Here is a 19,012-nt window from a genome sequence, read left to right on the forward strand (position 1 = left end):
GGGACGGATGGATTTCATAGACGAGGCAGTGCAGCCGGGCAGGATGGGCGCCGCTGGCATCACCGGCATCCAGCAGATGCACCAGGATCTCGCGTTTGGCGTACTCACCGCTGGCTTGCGGCCAGACGTCTTCAATCTGGTCGAGCTGGCGCTCGAGCGCGGGCGTGATGGCATACACCTCACCCAATACCCGGGCTGGCCCGCCCAGCACCAGGCCGGGATACCTGCCCAAGTGGTACAGGACGCCCGGCACATGGGCCAGACCCACAAATTCCGGCGCCGGCTGCATGCGTGTGATGTCGTTTTGTTCACCGCGGCGCAGCGTGCCGTAGACAAATACATAACGGGGGGTGGTCGGCATCATTTCAGGCGTGGAATTAAGGCATGATTCCGGGCAGTCTCAGACCTATGGAGTCTCCTTAAGGCTCATCAACCGCCGTGGCATGAACACTTCAAAACCACTGGGCGCATCACAAGACAGAAGACAAGAAAGCCAAGTTTAATGAACCGGATTGTGGCGTATGCCTGTTTAGCGCTCGGCATGTCTCTGGTCGGCGCCTATGTCGCCTTGTCCAAACCGCTGGTGGCGGCCCTCCCCGTTTTCCTGCTGGCCTGGCTACGCTTTGGCATTGGCGGGCTGGCCATGCTGCACTGGCTCAAAAAGCCGGCCGATGAGCCCCCCATGACAGCACAGACGAGAAAACTGGTGTTTCTGGAGTCGTTTCTGGGCAACTTCCTGTTTTCCATCTGCATGCTGTTCGGCGTGAGCATGACCAGCGCCGTGGCGGCCGGCGTGATCATGGCCTCCATCCCTGCGGCCGTGGCCCTGATGAGCTGGCTCTTCCTGCGCGAGCGCATCAGCGCCCGCGTGTGGTGTGCCGTGGCCTGCGCCGTCGCCGGGATCACCCTGGTTTCGCTATCAAAAAATGAGCTGCCTGCCCAAATAAATCAAGGGCTGGAGGCCAATTTGGCTTCAAGAAATGCGTGGCTGGGCCATCTGCTGCTGATCGGCGCCGTGCTGTGCGAGGCCGCTTACGCGGTGATCGGCAAAAAACTCACCGGCGCACTCAGCCCCAAGCGCATCACCGCACTGATCAACCTCTGGGGCTTTGCACTGGTCACCCCGCTGGGCCTGTGGGTGGCCTGGGACTTCGATTTTTCGGCGGTGGCCGCGTCCAGCTGGCTGCTGCTGGTGTTTTACGCGCTGGCCGCCAGCGTGTGGACGGTCTGGCTGTGGATGACCGGTCTCAAACGGGTGCCGGCCAACCAGGCCGGGGTGTTCACCGTGATGCTGCCGATCAGCGCCGCGCTGGTCGGCACGCTGGTGCTGGGTGAAACGCTGGGCGGGGCCCAGCTGGGCGCTTTTGCCGTGGCCCTGGTGGGCGTGGCGCTGGCTACTTTGCCGCAGAAGTAGTCAACGGCAAGGGGTTTTGCCCTGTTCTTGCCGCTGCATTGATTTCACGCTCGCGCCGCCTTTGCTGGCGCATCACGTACAGGCTGTAGATCACGATGCCGGTGGTGACAATGCTGATCAGAATGGTGGCGGCCGCATAAATCGACGGGTTCACGCCGCGCCGTGCGTAGCTGAAAATCACCTGCGGCAAGGTGGTCACGCCGGGGCCCGACAAAAACTCGGAGATCACCACATCATCAAACGACAGGGTGAACGTGAGAAGCCAGGCGGCCACCATGGCCGGCGCGATATTGGGCAGGGTAACCAGGAAAAACACCTGCATGGGCCGGCAGCCCAGGTCCATGGCGGCCTCCTCGATAGAGCGGTCCATCTCGCGCAGGCGCGACTGGATCACCACGGTGGCATAGGCCATGCCCAGCAGCGTGTGGCCCGTCACAATGGTGATCATGCCGCGCTCGGGCCAGCCGATGGCACGCTGCACCGCCACCATCAACAGCAGCAATGACAGGCCAATGATCACTTCGGGCATCACCAGCGGCGCGTTGACCAGCCCGGAAAACAGCGTTCGCCCCCTGAAGCGGGTGTAGCGCACCAGTACAAAGGCGGCAAAAGCGCCCAGCGTGGCAGACAGCGTGCCCGTGATCAGCGCCACCTTGAGAGACAGGAAAAAGCCCTCCACCAGCCGCGAGTCCTCCAGCAGGGCCTGATACCAGCGCCACGAAAAGCCGGTGAAGACGCCATCCTGGCGGGTGCTGTTAAAGGAAAAAACAATCAGGAAAAACAGCGGAAGGTACAAAAACAGGTACACCAGCACCAGCCAGACGCGCCCGAAGTTGTTTTCCGCAAACCGTAGCAGAGTCTTCATCTCAGTTCTCCACGACGCTACGCGTCACCCATGCCGCATGAAAGCTGCAACGCAATGCGCGGGCCATCGCGGAACCGGCTTTGCCGGGCCGCTGGTGGCGCCCCCTTGAGGGGGAGGCGCCGAAGGCGCTTCGGGGGTGGTCTTTCACTTCATGCCTCCGCCGGCGCGTTGCGCTCGTCGTAGCGGTAGTACAGCGCCAGCGGCACCAGGATCAGCAGGATCATCACAATCGACAAGGCCGCCGCGCGCGGCCAGTTGTTGCTGCTGAACATTTCATCCCAGACCACCCGGCCAATCATGATGTTCTCGGCGCCCCCCAGCAGGGAGGGAATCACGAACTCACCGACGCTGGGAATGAACACCAGCATGGCGCCGGCAACGATGCCGGACTTGCTCAGCGGCACGGTGATCAGCCAGAAGGCTTTCCAGGCGCTGGCCCCGAGGTCGTACGCGGCTTCCAGCAGGCGGAAATCCATTTTGACCAGGGTGGCATACAGCGGCAGGATCATGAAGGGACAGTACACATAGGTCATGCCCACCAGCATCGAGACATCGCTGTAGAGCATGGTGATGGGCTCCTGGATCAGGCCCAGCCGCAGCAGCAGGTTGTTGAGCACGCCCTGATCGGCCAGGATGCCTTTCCAGGCATAGACCCGGAGCAAAAAGGAGGTCCAGAACGGCAGCATGACCATCATCAGCAGGGCCGGCCGGATGGTGGGCTTGGCCCGTGCAATAAAGTAGGCGAACGGATAGCCGATCAGCAGGCACAGCACCGTGGTCAGGAAGGCGTATTTGAGCGAGGTCTTGTAGGCATCCATGTAGATGGTGTTGCCCAGAACGCCCTCCACGCCTTGCGCCGAGTCCCTGAAAATGGACAGGTAATTTTCGTACTTCAGGATGACGTGCCAGGAGCCGGAAACCGCCTCGACCAGGGGCGCAAACGGATCCACGCCATGGCCCATGTCCGTGATGCTGATGCGCAGCAAGATCAGAAAGGGCAATACAAAAAACACGACCAACCAGACAAAGGGCAAGCCGATCACAAAACGCCGTCCGGGCTTGAACGGCAACCAGGGGAAGGGTTTCATCGCACGACCTATTACCTGTTGACCTATTGCGTCAGCGTCACGGGGGCAGAATCATCCCACCAGAAAAACACCCTGTCTTCCCAGGTGATGGCATTGCTCCCATGCCGGGCGGTGTTGGTCTCGGTGATCTTGACGCTATGCCCGCCGTCCATCTCCACAATAAAGGTGTTGTAGCTGCCAAAGTAGGCAATCTCGCGCACCTTGCCGGAAAACAGGTTCTGGCTGGCTTCGGGCCGGGTTTTGGAAATCTGGATCTTCTCGGGCCGCACCGCCACGGAAAGCGGCATGCCCAAACTGCCGCTGATGCCATGGCCCACGCTCACCACGCCCACGTCGGTCGTCACTTCGCAGTAATCCACCGCATCGGCGCTCAGGTGGCCGTCGAACAGATTGACGTTGCCGATAAAGTCGGCCACGAAACGGCAGTTGGGGTGTTCGTAGATTTCCTTGGGCGTGCCGACCTGCAGCACCCGGCCCTGGCTCATGACCGCAATGCGTGAGGCCATGGACATGGCCTCTTCCTGGTCGTGCGTGACCATCACACAGGTCACCCCCACCGTTTCAATGATGTTGACCAGCTCGAACTGGGTCTGTTCGCGCAGCTTTTTGTCCAGCGCGCCCAAAGGCTCGTCGAGCAGCAGCAGCTGCGGTTTCTTGGCCAGGCTGCGTGCCAGTGCCACGCGCTGCTGCTGGCCGCCCGACAGCTGGTGCGGCTTTCTTTTGGCCAAGGCGCCCAGCTGCACCAGCTTGAGCATCTCCTCCACGCGCACCGCGACCTGGTCACGCGGCATGCCTTCTCGCTTGAGCCCGAAGGCGATGTTGTCCCAGATGCTGAGGTGCGGAAACAGCGCGTACGACTGGAACATCATGTTGATGGGCCGCTCGTAAGGCGGAAGGGACGCGATATCCACCCCATTGAGAATCACGGTGCCCGAGGTCGGTTTTTCAAAGCCTGCCAGCATGCGCAGCAAGGTCGATTTGCCACAGCCCGAGCTGCCCAGCAAGGCAAATATCTCGCCCTTCTGAATGGACAGTGAGACATCGTCGACCGCCGCCACATCGTCAAAGCGCTTGACCAGCCGTTCAGTTCTTAAAAATCCATCGCCAGACGATACAGGCAGATTCATGAGGGGCAGTTCCAGGTATCAAAACCACAATGAAAAAGGCTGCGCACACAAGGAATGCATGCACAGCCTGGCTATCAAGCCGGTCTCGGTAGGAGGTAAAAAAGACTTACTTGCCCTTTTTGAACAGGGTGTAGACATTGCTCATGGATTCGCGCGCCTCATTGCTGAAGCTGGCTGGCGAAACCATTTTTTGCAGGTTCTCGGCATCCGGGAAAGCTGCCTTGTTTTGCGCAATCTCGGGCTTCACGCTGGCCAGGCTGGCCTTGTTGGCGGTGGCGTAGCTCAGTTCGTTGGTCAGTGAAGCCGAGACTTCCGGACGCAGGTAATAGTTGATGAAGGCCAGCGCGTTGTTGGGGTGCTTGGCATCTTTGGGAATGGCCAGCGTGTCAAAGAAGATCAGGCCGCCGGTACTGGGCAGCAAGGCCTCGATGTCGTTGCCACTCTTGTTTTCGATGGCGCGGGCACGGGCGATGTTCACGTCACCGGCCCAGGCCAGGGCCACACAGGCCTTGCCGCCGGCCAGGTCATCGATCATGGTGCTGGAGAACATGCGGATATGCGGGCGGACCTTGGCCAGCATCTCGCCGGCGGCTTTGTGGTCTGCTGCGTCGTTGGAGTAGGCGTTTTTACCCAGGTAGTGCATGGCCGGGGGCAACACTTCGGTGGGCGAGTCCAGATAGGCAATACCGCAGGACTTGAGCTTGGCGGTATAGACCGGGTTGAACACCAGCTCCCACACGTTGGCCGGCATGGGGGTTGAGCCCAGCGCCTTGGCAACCTGGCCCTTGTTGACCGCCACGGTGGTAAAGCTCCAGGCCCAGGGCACCAGATAGGCATTGCCGGGATCGATCGCGCCCAGCTTGCCCATGATGGCCGGGTCCAGATTGCCGTAGTTCGCAATCTTGGCCTTGTCCAGTTTCATCAGCAAACCGCCGTCGATCTGGGGCTTGGCAAACACGGCGCCCGGCACAACGAGGTCATAACCGGTGTTGCCCGCCACCAGTTTGGCGTGCAGGGCTTCGTTGTTTTCAAAGGTCTGGTAGTTGACCTTGATGCCCGTTTCCTTCTCGAAATTGGCCGTCATGTCCTTGGCGATGTAGTCCGGCCAGTTGTAGATGTTCAACACCTTTTCTTCAGTATTGGCGGCCACCGGCGCACTGGCCGCAGCCGCAGGTGCTGCCACCGGAGCTGGCGTTTCTTCTTTTTTGCCGCAAGCTGCCAGCGTCATGGCCGAAAGCGCAAAGACCCACAAATACTTTTTCATGATGTTCATGACTCCGTCAAGGTTGGATGAGGAAACAGGAAAACGGGAAAACAGCGCGAATTATATGAAGCAGACGCCCTCAACAGGCCGCCGGTGATGCATTAAAACGCCATTTCGGAGGGTCGAGGGTGGTTTACCGGCCTCTTGGAGTCTGTTGGCGCCTGTCCTCGTTCAGGAAAACAGGGCTTTGTACTGCTCGCGCAACACGTTTTTCTGCACTTTGCCCATGGTGTTGCGCGGCAGTTCGCTGGCCACAAAGCATTGCTTGGGAATCTTGAAGTTGGCCAGTTTGGCCTTGAGCCCGGCGACGATGGCGCTGGCGCTGAGCGTCGCCCCCGGCTTGGCAATCACAACCGCCACCCCCACCTCGCCGAAATCGGGGTGCGGTACGCCCACCAGCGCGCTCTCGGCCACGCCCGGCATGTCATTGATGTAGTCCTCGATCTCGGCCGGGTACACGTTGTAGCCGCCGCTGATGATCAGGTCCTTGCTGCGCCCGACAATGGTGATGTAGCCGCGCTCATCGATCTTGCCCACATCGCCGGTCCTGAAATAGCCATCGGCGGTGAACTCCTCCCTGGTTTTTTCGGGCATGCGCCAGTAGCCCTTGAACACATTCGGCCCTTTGACCTCAATGCTCCCAATCTCGCCCACCGGCAGGCTCTGACCCGCCTCGTCCTGCACACGCAGGCTGACGCCGGGCAGCGCAAACCCCACGGTGCCGCCACGCCGCTCACCGCCCTGGTAAGGATTGGACGTCAGCATGGCCGTTTCGCTCATGCCGTAACGCTCCAGAATGGTGTGGCCAGTGCGCTGCTGCCATTCGTTGAAGGTTTCTATCAGCAGCGGGGCCGAGCCCGCCACAAACAGGCGCATGTTGCGGCAGGCTTCTCGGTTCAGGCCCGGCTCGGCCAGCAGGCGCACATACAGCGTGGGCACGCCCATGAACACGGTGGCTTCGGGCAGTTTTTGCAGCACCAGCTTCGGGTCGAACTTTGACAGCCAGATCATCTTGCTGCCGTTGATCAGCGCACCGTGCAGGGCCACAAACAGGCCGTGCACATGAAAAATCGGCAGCGCATGGATCAGCACATCGCCCGGTTTCCAGCCCCAGTACTCTTTGAGCACCAGGGCGTTGCTGAGCAGGTTGCCGTGCGTGAGCATCGCGCCCTTGCTGCGTCCGGTCGTGCCGCTGGTGTAGAGGATGGCGGCCAGGTCATCGGCTTGGCGGGCCACCACCTCGTGCTGGTCGCTGCAGTGGGCCGCGCGCGCCAACAGCGAGCCGGTGCGGTCGTCATCCAGGGTAAAGACGTTTTGGGTGCCCGCCTTGAACGCAATTTTGCTGACCCAGCCAAAGTTTTTGCTGCTGCACACCACCACGGCCGGCTCGGCGTTGCCGATGAAGTACTCAATCTCGGCGCTCTGGTAAGCGGTGTTGAGCGGCAAAAACACATAGCCCGCCCGCAGCGTTGCCAGGTAAAGCATCACGGCTTCCACCGACTTTTCGACCTGCACCGCCACGCGGGCGCCTGCCGGCAGCCGCAGTGAAGCGAGCAGATTGGCCATCATGGCGGTTGCCCGCTCCAGGTCGCGCCAGGAGTAAGTCAGGCCGTTATCGGTTTCAATCGCAGTGGTGTCCAGCGTGGCGGCCGATGACTCGGGAGATGACTCGGGAAAGGCCGCACGCAATGCAGCAAACAGGTTCTGGTTTTTCATGGGTTCGGGTGGGGTTGGGTCGTCGGGGATTCAGCGCGGGAACTGGGGTGATCGTTTTTCAATGAAGGCGCTCACCCCTTCACGGTGTTCGGCCGAGTCGGCGTAGCGGTAGCAACTTGCTATCAAATCAGGAGCTATTGGCGTAGTCTGTGCAAGGGCCAAGACCCTGAATGTCTGTTTGTTGAGTCGTGCAGCCTGGGGCGCGAGCTGGCCGATGCGCTGCGTGGCGGCCAGCGCCGCAGCCGCGGCCTGGCCGTCTTGCACCACCTGGTTGAGAAAGCCGCGCTGCAGCATGGCGGGCGCATCCAGCACGGCGGCTTGCAACAGCATCTCGCGCGCGGTCAGTGCACCCACGGTGCGCAGGACCAGGGCGGCTTCGCGCGGCGCCATCGGAAACCCGAGCTTGGCAATCGGCGCGCCAAACCGGGCCGACTGAGCGGCAATGCGGATATCGCAGCAGCTGGCGATCTCCAGCCCGGCGCCCATGCAGTTGCCTTCGAGCAGCGCCACCACAGGCACATCGCAGTCCAGCATGGCTTGCAGGCCACCCCAGACATCGTTTTCGTGGAAGTCGCGCAGGCTGCCCTCGCTGAACCGGAAGCCGGTGTATTCGGCAATGTCGCCACCCGCGCAAAAATGCCCCGCATCACCCCGGATCAGCACGCAGCGCACATCCGCGCTGGCCTGAATGCCTTCAAAAACGGTACGCAGCGCCCGCCACATCGCACGCGACATGGCATTGAGTTTGCCCGGATGGGACAGCGTCACCACGGCCAGCGAGCCCTCGTGGCGGAGTTGAACCTGCCCGGTCACGGCCCAGGCTTTCGCAGGGCCACGTCAAACAGGCCTGAGCCCATTCGAGGGGGAAACGCATTACACGAGGTGAAAAGCGTAGAGGCCACCGAACGCCGCGAAGGGCCGCCCCGAGCAAGTTCAGCCCCTTTTCGTGGTGAAAGGGGCAGCGCAACGCCGAAGGCACACGAAGTGACGAGCGTGGGGGCCATACTCATTCAAGTTTGGCGCCCGAACTCTTGACGACCGCGGCCCAGCGCTTGACTTCGGCGCCGACAAAAGCCCCGAACTGCTGTGGCGTCAGGTTGCCAAACTCGGCGCCGTTGCTGGCCCAGACCGCCTTGAGCTCGTCCGAAGCGACGGCCCGGCGCAGGTCTTCCACAATGCGGGCCTGCACATCGGCTGGCGTGCCTTTGGGCGCCCACATGCCATACCAGGTAGTGACGGTGTATTCGGGCAGGCCCAGTTCAGCCGCGCTGGGCACGTCCGGGAAGGCCGGGTTGCGCTTGGTGCCCGACACCATCAGCGCCTTGATGCGGCCGCCCTTGATATGAGCCGCCGAAGAGCCCAAACCATCGAACATCATGTCCACATTGCCGGCGATCAGGTCCTGCAGCGCAGGCCCGGCACCGCGGTAGGGAATGTGGGTGATGAAGGTTTTGGATTGCTGCTTGAACAATTCACCGGCCAGGTGGTGAGAGGTGCCCGCACCGGCGGAGCCGTAATTGAACCGGCCCGGCTTGCTGCGGACCTGGGCCAGAAAGGACTTGAAGTCACCGGGAACATTTTTCGGATTGACCACCAGGACCTGCGGCACGTTGGCCAGCAAGGCCAGGGGCACGAAGTCTTTTTCGATGTCGTAATCGAGCTTGGGATACATAGACGGTGCAATCGCGTGGTGCACCGCGCCCATGAAAAGCGTGTAGCCGTCAGGCTGCGCCTTGGCTGCGATGCTGGCGCCCAGCGTGCCGCCCGCGCCGCCCCGGTTGTCAACGATCAGCTGCTTGCCGGTGATCTTGGCAAACTGGGCTGACAGCGGGCGTGCAAACGCATCGGTGCCGCCACCGGCCGGGAAGGGAACCACCACGGTCACCGGCTTGGCGGGCCAGGGTGATTGCGCATGGCTGCCGATGGACCAGGCCGCCACCCCTGCCGCGGCTGCGCGCAACACATTGCGCCGGGAAGCTTTCATGTCAAAGTCGTCAATCATTGTGTCTCCGTCGTTGTTAAATCGAAATCAAGCAAGAACCGAATCTGGGAAATTTAAATATACAAATTCTCAATGTCACCCGAAACGGGGATTTTGCCCTGCAACAGCTGCGCCCGGTGCTTGTCCAAACGTTTGAGGTCATAGAGGTAATTCACCATCAGGCCGCAGGACTGCTTCAGGCCTTTCGGGGACGGGTCGCCCATCCAGTTGAGCCGCTCTATGCGGGCGCCGTTGCCCAGGTGGAACCGCGCCACCGGATCCATGGGCTTGCCTTCTTCCAGCACCCGGCCGAGGTAGTGCGCCGCGCAGCGCAACAGCATGCGGCGCACCGGTGATTTCTCGTCCAGCATGGGCGCGGTGTCTGCCGCCGTGAGGAAATGCTGTGCCATTGGCGGCTCAAAGCCCACGGCCCGGCCCAGCAGCGTACGCTCTTTCTCATCGAGTTGTTCCAGCATGGCGCCGGCGTTCTTGCCCAGCCAGTGGCGAAAACCGGGAATCGGCGACAAGGTGGCAAAGGTTTTGAGTTTGGGAAATTCAGCGTGCAAGGTTTCCACCACGCGCTTGATCAGCGAGTCGCCAAAACTCACGCCGCGCAAGCCGGTTTGCGTGTTGCTGATGGAGTAAAAAATCGCCGTGGTCGCCTTTTTCAAGTCTGCCGGCGCGGCCGACTCGTCCAGCAGCGGCGTGATGCCGGACGCCATCTCATCGATCAAGGCCACTTCGACAAAGATCAGCGGTTCATCCGGCATGCGGGGATGAAAAAAACCATAACAGCGGCGGTCGCTGTCGAGCCGGTTTTTCACATCGGCCCAGCTCTTGATGTCATGCACCGCCTCGTACTTGATCAACTTTTCGATCAGGGATGCAGGCGAATCCCAGCTGATGCGACGCAGGTCCAGAAAACCCACGTCAAACCAGGTCGAGAACATGTATTCCATTTCAACATCGAGCGCCTGCAGGCGCTTGTCCGCCTTGAGGTAAGGCAGCATGTCGGCGCGCATATCCACCAGAAACCGGAACCCTTCAGGAAATGCACTAAAGCGCTGCAGCAAGCGTCTGCGCGGCGACACCGTGGCGCGGCGATAGCGCACCTCGGCAACGGCCTCATCGGGCGTTCCTACCGCGGCAGCAAACTGGGCTTGCGCCAGCTTGACTTTTTGCGCATCGGCGACGAACTGCTCGCTCATCAGAAGCCACATGTCGCGCCGCTCGTTTAACTCGGCGCCGGCATACCAGCCAGCGACGCCTTTGGCCCGGCGTCCGCCTTCAACCTCGCTCACCTGCGGATCCACAATCGCCCTCAACTCCTCCAGCGTACGGCGCAATACGCGCGGCGACAGGGCTTCCTCCTTGTGCCGCAGCGTGGCTTTGAGGCGCTCGCGGGTGCTGCGGGTGGTGGGGCCATTTGCTACTGATTTAGTAGCTGCTTGCGCACTGTCCGCCTGGGCTAAAGCCACTTTTGACTCGGATTTTTCGGGTGGGCGCAGCTTTGAAACACTGCGGGTGATCCAGTCTGGTGCATTCATGGCTTTGCCTCCGGTGCGATGTGATGGCGCAAACTGATGGCGCGCCGGTGCCGGCTCATGTCGGCCTTCGCTTTACTGACTATCCCCAGCAGGCTGGGGCCCTTTGCCAGACAGCTCATTGGGTAACCTCCCCGCTACGCTCTGCGGTATTCGCCTTGGGAGCGGCCCGGCGGCTCATTGGGCAACCTTCGCGCCATGCGCTACGGCATTCGCCTTGGGAGCGGCCCGGCGGCTCATGCCAGCACCCTGCTCTTCTGGGCGCGCGCCAACTCGCGCAGGGCCTCGCGCTGGCGCAGCAGGTGGGTGCGCATGGCCGCTTCGGCGCCCTCGCTGTCGCGGCTCTTGAGGGCCGCAAATACCGTCATGTGCTCGGACAGGCTTTGGGCCAGCCGCCCCGGCGCGTGGAGTTGCTGCGAGCGGGCCAGCTTGAGGATTTTGCGCAAATCTGCAATGGCCTGGGACAGCCAGCGGTTGTTGGCCAGCATGATGATGGCTTCGTGGATGGCAAAGTTCGTATCGTAGTAATCGTTGATGCGCCCCGCCTGCGCATAATTGTTCAGCCGCTCATGCAGGGTGGTCAGCGCCGCCAGGTCTGCGTCCGTGGCATTGCGCGCCGCTTCAAAGGCACAACGCCCCTCCAGCAGCGCAATCACCGGGAAAATTTCATCCAGATCCTGCTCGGTGACTTCGCTGACAAAACACCCGCGCCGCGGCTCATGCCGCAGCAAGCCCTCGGCGGTCAACACCTTGAGCGCTTCGCGCAGCGGTGTGCGCGAGATTTTCAGGCTCTCGCACAAGGCCACCTCATCCAGAAACATGCCAGGCGCCAGTTTTCCCGCAAAAATTTGCTCGCGCAGCGTTGCGGCGACTTCCTGGTGCAATGAACTTTGAACAAGACGCATGACGACGAACTGTGTTGCTGACCTTGATTGCTAACGGTTGGACCCGGCTAACTACGCTTTTGCCCTTACCCCTAGAGGCATTACTCACTCGGTATTACTCCGCAGCCTCTTCACCCGGGAGAAATCGGGCTGTTATTTCATGTAATTACAGATAATTATTAAATCATTTCACCATAAAAGCAAGTGAATTCGGACCCCGTTGGCTGGTAGAAACCCGTGGGCGGCACGGATGGCCGCGCCAGCAAGGCAAGTCTTGACGCACGCATCGGCGGCTTGAGCGGGCAACACAGACAGCGCACCACCTGGACATCAGGCTTTTGCCCCTTTTAACCTAGAAACGGCAGTTGGACGCGCCCGAGTGGGCCGTCATGGGGTGGGCTGGCAAGGCGCGACGAGGCAGCAGGCTGATGCCTGCAAGGAGGAGCAACGCCGCCAGCACGCGCCAGGGCGGCTCAATCGGGTGCGTAGCGTTGTCACCCAAAAGGCGAACTCTCGCGTGAGCGAATAAGTGTGTGTTCATGCGGTCTTGCCAGCGGAATATGAGCGGTCAACTGCGGTTTCTAGGTTTAACCACTATGGCCCCTTGTTTTTCAACAAAATCAAGGGGGTGTCAAGGAAGGTTATATGGCTGTGTTTCGAGCCTGCCTGAAATACGCGAAACGTCTGCAGATCCTGAAAACGCGAAAGAGGTTTGCGGCAAAGCTTGCACATGACGACCCGGCAGCAGCAAACCAGATGTCTTGATGCGCCACACCAAGCAAGCCCGTCAATGCGCCAGCAAGGGCGCTGCACCTGCAAAGTCGATCATGACAAGGCTTGCATGACACGTCCGCCCTGAAACCAGCATGGCGCGGCCACGAGCGAGGACACCCTGTTGCGAGGATAGCTGGCGTACGCCTTGCTGGCGGCAAACACGCGAGAACTTTTCCACGGCAACTTGATCGATAAGCATATAAACAAACGACACACGCGGCAAGGCATTTCGCTCGTGCTTGCAGTAACGTTGAACTGATCGTAAGCTTGAGGTGAAGAATGCTTCAGCCACGACACTCAAAGGAGGTTTTATGGATGTCATCCGTAACTTTCTGACGCGCTACGAACAAACGCGCGAAGAGGAATTGTCAATCGAAGAGTACCTCGAACTCTGCAAGCGCAACCCTCTCGCCTACGCCACAGCAGCCGAACGCATGCTCGCCGCCATCGGTGAGCCCGAGGCGATCGACACACGCCATGATCAGCGCCTGTCGCGCATCTTCGGCAACAAAGTCGTCAAGGTCTATCCGGCCTTCCGCGACTTCTACGGACTGGAAGACCCGATCGAGCAGGTTGTGGCCTTCTTTCGCCATGGCGCGCAAGGCCTGGAAGAGAAAAAGCAGATTCTCTACCTGCTCGGGCCGGTCGGTGGCGGCAAGTCCTCCATCGCCGAACGGCTCAAACAGCTGATGGAGAAAGTGCCCTTCTATGCGCTGAAAGACTCACCGGTCAACGAGTCGCCGCTGGGCCTGTTCAACCATGGCGAAGACGGCCGAGTGCTGGAGACGCAGTACGGCATCGCATCCCGCTATATAGAGCGCGTCATGTCGCCGTGGGCCGTGAAGCGTCTTGAAGAGTATGGCGGTGATATCAGAAAGTTCCGCGTGGTCAAGCGCTTTCCCTCCATCCTGAAACAGCACGCCATCGCCAAGACCGAGCCCGGTGACGAAAACAACCAGGACATCTCCTCGCTGGTCGGCAAGATCGACATCCGCAAGCTGGAGACCTATGCCCAGGACGACCCGGATGCCTACAGCTACTCCGGTGGCTTGTGCCTGGCCAACCAGGGCCTGCTGGAATTCGTCGAGATGTTCAAGGCCCCCATCAAGGTGCTGCACCCGCTGCTCACCGCCACCCAGGAAGGTAACTTCAAGGGCACCGAGGGCTTGGGTGCCATTCCGTTCGATGGCATTGTGATGGCGCATTCCAACGAAAGCGAGTGGAAGGCTTTCAAAAACAACAAGAACAACGAGGCCCTCCTGGACCGCATCTACATTGTCAAGGTGCCCTACTGCCTGCGGGCATCGGAAGAAACCAGGATCTACGAAAAACTGATCCGAAATTCCTCGCTGGCCGATGCGATCTGCGCGCCCGGCACGCTGAAGATGATGGCGCAGTTTGCCGTGCTGACGCGCCTGAAAGAGCCGGAGAACTCAAGCCTGTTCAGCAAGCTGCAGGTGTATGACGGCGAGAACCTCAAAGACACCGACCCGAAAGCCAAGAGCTATCAGGAATACCGCGACTACGCCGGCGTGGACGAAGGCATGAGCGGGGTCTCGACCCGCTTTTCCTTCAAGATCCTGTCCAAGGTTTTCAACTTCGACGCCACCGAAATCGCCGCCAACCCGGTGCACCTGATGTACGTACTCGAGCAGCAGATCGAGCGTGAGCAGTTCCCGACGGAAATCGAGCAGAAATACCTGTCCTACATCAAGGAGCACCTGGCGTTGCGTTATGCCGAGTTCATCGGCAAGGAAATCCAGACCGCTTACCTGGAGTCCTACTCCGAGTACGGGCAGAACATCTTCGACCGTTACGTGACTTATGCGGACTTCTGGATCCAGGACCAGGAATACCGGGATACCGACACGGGCGAGATTTTCGACCGCTCTGCGCTCAACGCCGAGCTCGAGAAGATCGAGAAACCGGCCGGCATCAGCAACCCCAAGGACTTCCGCAACGAAATCGTCAACTTCGTGCTGCGGGCCAGGGCCAGCAACCACGGCAAGAATCCGGCCTGGACCAGTTACGAAAAACTGCGGACCGTGATTGAGAAAAAAATGTTCTCAAACACCGAAGACCTGCTGCCGGTGATCTCCTTTAACGCCAAGGCGAGTGCGGACGAGCTTAAAAAGCATGAAGACTTCGTGAACCGCATGGTCACCAAAGGCTACACCCCAAGACAGGTGCGACTGCTGTGCGAATGGTATTTACGGGTGCGGAAAAGCTCCTGACACTTAGCTGGCGTGTGCGCCCGGCTCTCTCGCGCCCACGCCAGCGGCAACGGCAACGGCCACAGTTAGATCGGAAACCATCATGCTGCACCATGTGATCGATCGGCGGCTGTCGGGCAAGAACAAATCGATTGGCAATCGCGGACGCTTCCTGCGCCGCTACAGCGAGCAGATCCGCGAGGCCGTTCGTCGCGCGGTCAGTGGGCGCAGCATCCACGACATTGAGCAGGGCGAAGACATCACGCTGCCGCGGCGCGACGTGTCGGAGCCGGTGTTTGGTCATGGCCCCGGCGGAACCCGCGAAATCGTCCATCCCGGCAACCGCGACTATGTGCGCGGCGACCGCATTGAGCGCCCGCAAGGCGGCGGCAGCGGTTCGGGCGGCAGTGCCAGCCCCGACGGCACCGGCGAAGACGACTTCGTATTCCGTCTGACGCGTGAAGAATTCATGCAGTACTTCTTCGATGATCTGGCATTGCCGCGCCTGATCCGCACGCAGCTCCTGCCCGATGCCCCGGAATGGACCTACCAGCGCGCCGGCTTCATCGCGGAAGGAACACCGACCAACCTGCATGTCGTGCGCTCCATGCGCGCAGCACTCGGCCGGCGCATCGCCATGGGCAACGATATCCGGCGCGAACTGCACGAACTGGAAGCCTTGCTGGCTTTGGCGCAGCGCCAGGGGCACACGCCGAACAACGAAATCACGGCACTTAAAACCCAGATTGAAGCGCTCCAGCGGCGGCTCAATCGCATACCGTTTCTCGACCCGTTTGACCTGCGTTACCGCAACCGGGTCAAGGTGCCGCTGCCGACGACCAAGGCGGCGATGTTCTGCCTGATGGACGTCTCGGGCTCCATGGACGAAGCGCGCAAGGACATTGCCAAGCGCTTTTTCATCCTGCTGTACCTCTTCCTGAAACGGCACTACCAGAGAACCGATGTCATTTTCATCCGCCACCACACCCAGGCGTCGGAGGTTTCCGAAGAGGACTTCTTCCAGTCGACCGAAAGCGGCGGCACCGTGGTGTCCAGCGCCTTGACGTTGATGCATAAAATCATTCAGGAGCGTTACCCGGCGAACCAGTGGAACATCTATGGCGCCCAGGCTTCGGACGGCGACAACTGGCACCAGGACTCGGCCAAATGCAGCGAGCTGCTGACCGACAAGCTGCTGCCCCTGCTGCGTTACTTTGCCTACGTGCAAGTGGGCGAAGAAGACCAGAACCTGTGGCAGGAATACGCCGTGGTGCGCGAAACCCACCAGAACTTCGCCATGCAGAAGATTGCCGGTCCGGCCGAGATCTTCCCGGTGTTCCGGGAGCTGTTCAAGAAGGCGAGCAGCGCATGAAAACGCTCAAGCCGAAAACCGTCCCCGGCGTGCAGGCCGAGCTCGACCTCAATCTTGAACCCGCCAGCGGCAAGCCCCGCCGGGAGCCCCTGCCCAGTCCGTCCGACTGGTCGTTCGAGCTGATCGAGATCTACCACCAGGAAATTGCGGACAAGGCCCGGCACTTCGGGCTGGACACCTATCCGGTGCAGCTCGAGGTCATCAACGCCGGGCAAATGATCGACGCCTATTCATCGGTAGGCATGCCGGTGAACTACCGGCACTGGTCATTTGGCAAGCAGTACATCGCCACCGAGAAAAGCTATCGCCGCGGCCACATGGGACTGGCCTACGAAATCGTGATCAACTCCAACCCCTGCATCGCCTACCTCATGGAAGAAAACACGATGCCGATGCAGGCGCTGGTGATGGCCCATGCCTGCTACGGCCACAACTCGTTCTTCAAGGGAAACTACCTGTTCCAGATGTGGACCGACGCCACCTCGATCGTCGACTACCTGGTGTATGCACGCGCCTACATCGCCGAATGCGAGGAGCACCACGGGCTGGAAGCAGTTGAAAATCTGCTGGACTCCTGCCATGCACTGATGAGCCACGGGGTAGACCGCTACCGGCGACCACAAAAACTCTCGCTGGCCGAAGAAGAGGCGCGCCGCAAGGACCGCGAAGCCTATCTGCAGCAGCAGGTCAATGACCTGTGGCGCACACTACCTAAGACGGCCGGGAAAAAAGTTGAAAAAAAACGCCTGCATTTTCCGGAAGACCCCCAGGAAAACATCCTCTACTTCATCGAGAAAAATGCGCCCTTGCTGGAGCCCTGGCAGCGCGAGGTGATTCGTATCGTGCGCAAGATCGCACAGTACTTTTATCCACAGCGGCAGACCCAGGTCATGAACGAAGGCTGGGCCACGTTCTGGCATTACACCCTGATCAATGCCATGTACGACGAAGGCCTGCTGAGCGACGGTTTCATGATCGAGTGCCTGCGCTCACACACCAACGTGATCTACCAGCCCCCGGTCACTCACCCGGCTTACAGTGGCATCAACCCCTATGCGCTCGGCTTCGCCATGTTCAGCGACATCAAGCGCATCTGCCAGAACCCCACCGATGAAGACCGGCAATGGTTCCCGGACATCGCCGGCTCCGACTGGCTCAAGACACTGGACCACGCGATGCGGCACTTCAAGGACGAAAGCTTTATCGGGCAGTTCCTGTCGCCCCATCTGATGCGCGAGTTCCGGCTGTTTTCCATCCTTGACGATGCCGCCGAGAGCGAGCTTGAGGTGGCGGCGATCCATGACGATGCAGGTTACCGGCATGTGCGCGAAGCCTTGTCGTCCCAGTACGACCTGAACAACCGCGAACCCAACATCCAGGTCTGGAACGTGGATGTTCGCGGCGACCGATCCATGACCTTGCGCCACACGCGACACAACGACCGGCCGCTCAACGAAGAAGCCCAGGAGGTCATCAAGCACGTTGCGCGGCTCTGGGGCTTTCACGTCCGGCTCGAAAGCGTGGACAGCCATGGGCAGGTGTTGCAGCACTGGGACGTCACCCCCCAGCTGCATTCCTGACAGGCGAACCGTCTTGCGCTCAGATGCCGCTCAGAGGCGTTTGCTGGCCCAAACCCAGAGCGCAAGCCCTGCGGCAATCATCGGCAGGCAAAGCCATTGCCCCATGCTCATGCCCAGCGCCAGAATGCCCAGAAAATCGTCAGGCTGGCGGAAAAACTCGGCAATGAACCGGAACAGCCCATAACCGACCAGGAATGCGGCGGACACCTGCCCGGTTTTGCGTTCCTTGCGGGCGTAGAACCACAGCAAGACAAAAAGCAGCAAGCCCTCCAGCAGAAACTGGTACACCTGCGAAGGATGGCGGGGCAACATCGAGCCGCTGTTGCGAAAAACCATGCCCCAGGGCAGCTCCGGGTCGCTAAAGCGCCCCCAGAGTTCGCCATTGATGAAGTTGCCAACCCGGCCGGCTGCGAGGCCGGTAGGCACACAAGGTGCGATGAAATCCATCACCTGCAACCAGGGCCGCTGGCGCGTGCGCGCAAACCAGAGCTGCGAGACCAGCACCCCCAGCATGCCACCATGAAAACTCATACCCCCTTGCCAGACCGCAAAAATCTCCAGCGGATGCGTGAGGTAGTAACCCGGCTTGTAAAACAGGCAGTAACCGATACGCCCGCCAATCACCACCCCCATCACCCCGAGAAACAGGATGTCTTCAATATCCTTGCGTGACCAGGCACCGGGTCCGGTGATGGCGGCATAAGGCAGATGTCGCAAACGACGTGTTGCGAGGAAAAAGAACAGGCCAAAGGCTGCCAGGTAGGTCAGGCCGTACCAGTGAATGGCCAGAGGGCCCAGTTGAAGGGCGACCGGATTGATTTGAGGATGAATCAGCATGGCGTGATTGTGCCGCAGCACGCCGGCAAGGCAGCAGGACGAGGCCTTTAGGGCCTGTTAACGCTATTTTCGGGGGTGCGAACGTGCTGAATCGGGCGCCAATCTAGGCGCACGTCGCCGCCCGCACTCATGTGCGGGCAAGGCGGGCAACAACGAGTGGCGCCCGATTAAGCACGTTCCCTTCGGGTTGCAACCAAAAAGGCCATGCGCGGCGTTGCAAAGCCTTGTCGGGGGGCCGCCCGTAGCCGTTGGTCTGCGAAGCGAACCAGGCGAAGGGCGGCATTGGCGTTGCTGCGCTGTACAGCTTCGCGCACGGACGCTGCGCAACGCCACCCCGACGGCGTTTTGCGCCT

Annotated in this window: 18 protein-coding genes; 4 read left to right on the forward strand and 14 right to left on the reverse strand. The window is 60.5% G+C overall.

The features are described 5' to 3' along the window. The coding region (locus V6M61_RS13670) for a gamma-glutamylcyclotransferase family protein (protein WP_332777125.1) at positions 1-361 on the reverse strand (361 nt) is incomplete at its 3' end. A gap of 141 nt (positions 362-502) precedes the next feature. Here V6M61_RS13670 and V6M61_RS13675 point away from each other — a divergent pair. Next, complete coding sequence (locus V6M61_RS13675) at positions 503-1,414, forward strand: DMT family transporter (RefSeq protein WP_332777126.1); 912 nt, start codon at positions 503-505, stop codon at positions 1,412-1,414. On the opposite strand, the gene V6M61_RS13680 is transcribed toward V6M61_RS13675, so the two are convergent. The 11 genes from V6M61_RS13680 to V6M61_RS13730 all read right to left on the reverse strand — a co-directional run bounded on the left by V6M61_RS13680 (position 1,395) and on the right by V6M61_RS13730 (position 12,949). Next, positions 1,395-2,279, reverse strand: a complete 885-nt coding sequence (locus tag V6M61_RS13680) for an ABC transporter permease subunit (protein ID WP_332777127.1) — start codon at positions 2,277-2,279, stop codon at positions 1,395-1,397. The genes V6M61_RS13675 and V6M61_RS13680 overlap by 20 nt on opposite strands. A 149-nt stretch (positions 2,280-2,428) precedes the next feature. After that, the gene (locus V6M61_RS13685) at positions 2,429-3,367 is read right to left on the reverse strand and encodes an ABC transporter permease (protein ID WP_332777128.1); all 939 of its coding nucleotides are present in this window, start codon (positions 3,365-3,367) and stop codon (positions 2,429-2,431) included. A 23-nt stretch (positions 3,368-3,390) separates the two neighbouring features. Then, positions 3,391-4,494, reverse strand: a complete 1,104-nt coding sequence (locus V6M61_RS13690; protein WP_332777129.1) for an ABC transporter ATP-binding protein — start codon at positions 4,492-4,494, stop codon at positions 3,391-3,393. A 106-nt stretch (positions 4,495-4,600) separates the two neighbouring features. Further along, on the reverse strand, positions 4,601-5,758 hold the full coding sequence (locus V6M61_RS13695) for an extracellular solute-binding protein (RefSeq protein ID WP_332777142.1): 1,158 nt from the start codon (positions 5,756-5,758) through the stop codon (positions 4,601-4,603). Between the two features lie 171 nt (positions 5,759-5,929). Next, on the reverse strand, positions 5,930-7,474 hold the full coding sequence (locus tag V6M61_RS13700) for a malonate--CoA ligase (RefSeq protein ID WP_332777130.1): 1,545 nt from the start codon (positions 7,472-7,474) through the stop codon (positions 5,930-5,932). Between the two features lie 30 nt (positions 7,475-7,504). Then, a complete protein-coding gene (locus tag V6M61_RS13705; protein WP_332777131.1) occupies positions 7,505-8,287 on the reverse strand; it encodes an enoyl-CoA hydratase/isomerase family protein in 783 nt (260 codons plus the stop codon). Positions 8,288-8,480: 193 nt separating this feature from the next. Further along, on the reverse strand, positions 8,481-9,476 hold the full coding sequence (locus V6M61_RS13710; RefSeq protein WP_332777132.1) for a Bug family tripartite tricarboxylate transporter substrate binding protein: 996 nt from the start codon (positions 9,474-9,476) through the stop codon (positions 8,481-8,483). 53 nt (positions 9,477-9,529) lie between these two features. Continuing rightward, positions 9,530-11,002: a malonyl-CoA decarboxylase gene (locus tag V6M61_RS13715; RefSeq protein ID WP_332777133.1), complete on the reverse strand. Its 1,473-nt coding sequence runs from the start codon at positions 11,000-11,002 to the stop codon at positions 9,530-9,532. 233 nt (positions 11,003-11,235) lie between these two features. Continuing rightward, positions 11,236-11,904, reverse strand: a complete 669-nt coding sequence (locus tag V6M61_RS13720) for a GntR family transcriptional regulator (protein ID WP_332777134.1) — start codon at positions 11,902-11,904, stop codon at positions 11,236-11,238. Between the two features lie 331 nt (positions 11,905-12,235). After that, positions 12,236-12,385, reverse strand: a complete 150-nt coding sequence (locus V6M61_RS13725) for a hypothetical protein (protein ID WP_332777135.1) — start codon at positions 12,383-12,385, stop codon at positions 12,236-12,238. Positions 12,386-12,670: 285 nt separating this feature from the next. Next, positions 12,671-12,949: a hypothetical protein gene (locus V6M61_RS13730; RefSeq protein ID WP_332777136.1), complete on the reverse strand. Its 279-nt coding sequence runs from the start codon at positions 12,947-12,949 to the stop codon at positions 12,671-12,673. A 19-nt stretch (positions 12,950-12,968) separates the two neighbouring features. On the opposite strand from V6M61_RS13730, the gene V6M61_RS13735 reads away from it, so the two are divergent. The 3 genes from V6M61_RS13735 to V6M61_RS13745 all read left to right on the forward strand — a co-directional run bounded on the left by V6M61_RS13735 (position 12,969) and on the right by V6M61_RS13745 (position 17,822). Beyond that, positions 12,969-14,891, forward strand: a complete 1,923-nt coding sequence (locus V6M61_RS13735; RefSeq protein WP_332777137.1) for a PrkA family serine protein kinase — start codon at positions 12,969-12,971, stop codon at positions 14,889-14,891. 82 nt (positions 14,892-14,973) lie between these two features. Then, the gene (locus V6M61_RS13740; protein ID WP_332777138.1) at positions 14,974-16,242 is read left to right on the forward strand and encodes a YeaH/YhbH family protein; all 1,269 of its coding nucleotides are present in this window, start codon (positions 14,974-14,976) and stop codon (positions 16,240-16,242) included. After that, on the forward strand, positions 16,239-17,822 hold the full coding sequence (locus V6M61_RS13745; protein ID WP_332777139.1) for a SpoVR family protein: 1,584 nt from the start codon (positions 16,239-16,241) through the stop codon (positions 17,820-17,822). The genes V6M61_RS13740 and V6M61_RS13745 overlap by 4 nt, the downstream gene beginning before the upstream one ends. 30 nt (positions 17,823-17,852) lie before the next feature. Here the strand turns inward: V6M61_RS13745 and lgt are convergent, their stop codons facing one another. Both lgt and V6M61_RS13755 read right to left on the reverse strand, forming a co-directional pair. After that, a complete protein-coding gene (gene lgt / locus V6M61_RS13750; protein ID WP_332777140.1) occupies positions 17,853-18,659 on the reverse strand; it encodes a prolipoprotein diacylglyceryl transferase in 807 nt (268 codons plus the stop codon). Between the two features lie 127 nt (positions 18,660-18,786). Further along, a partial coding sequence (locus V6M61_RS13755) for a hypothetical protein (protein ID WP_332777141.1) occupies positions 18,787-19,012 on the reverse strand: 226 nt, incomplete at its 5' end.

Source organism: Polaromonas sp. (assembly GCF_036676035.1).
Lineage (GTDB): Bacteria > Pseudomonadota > Gammaproteobacteria > Burkholderiales > Burkholderiaceae_C > Polaromonas.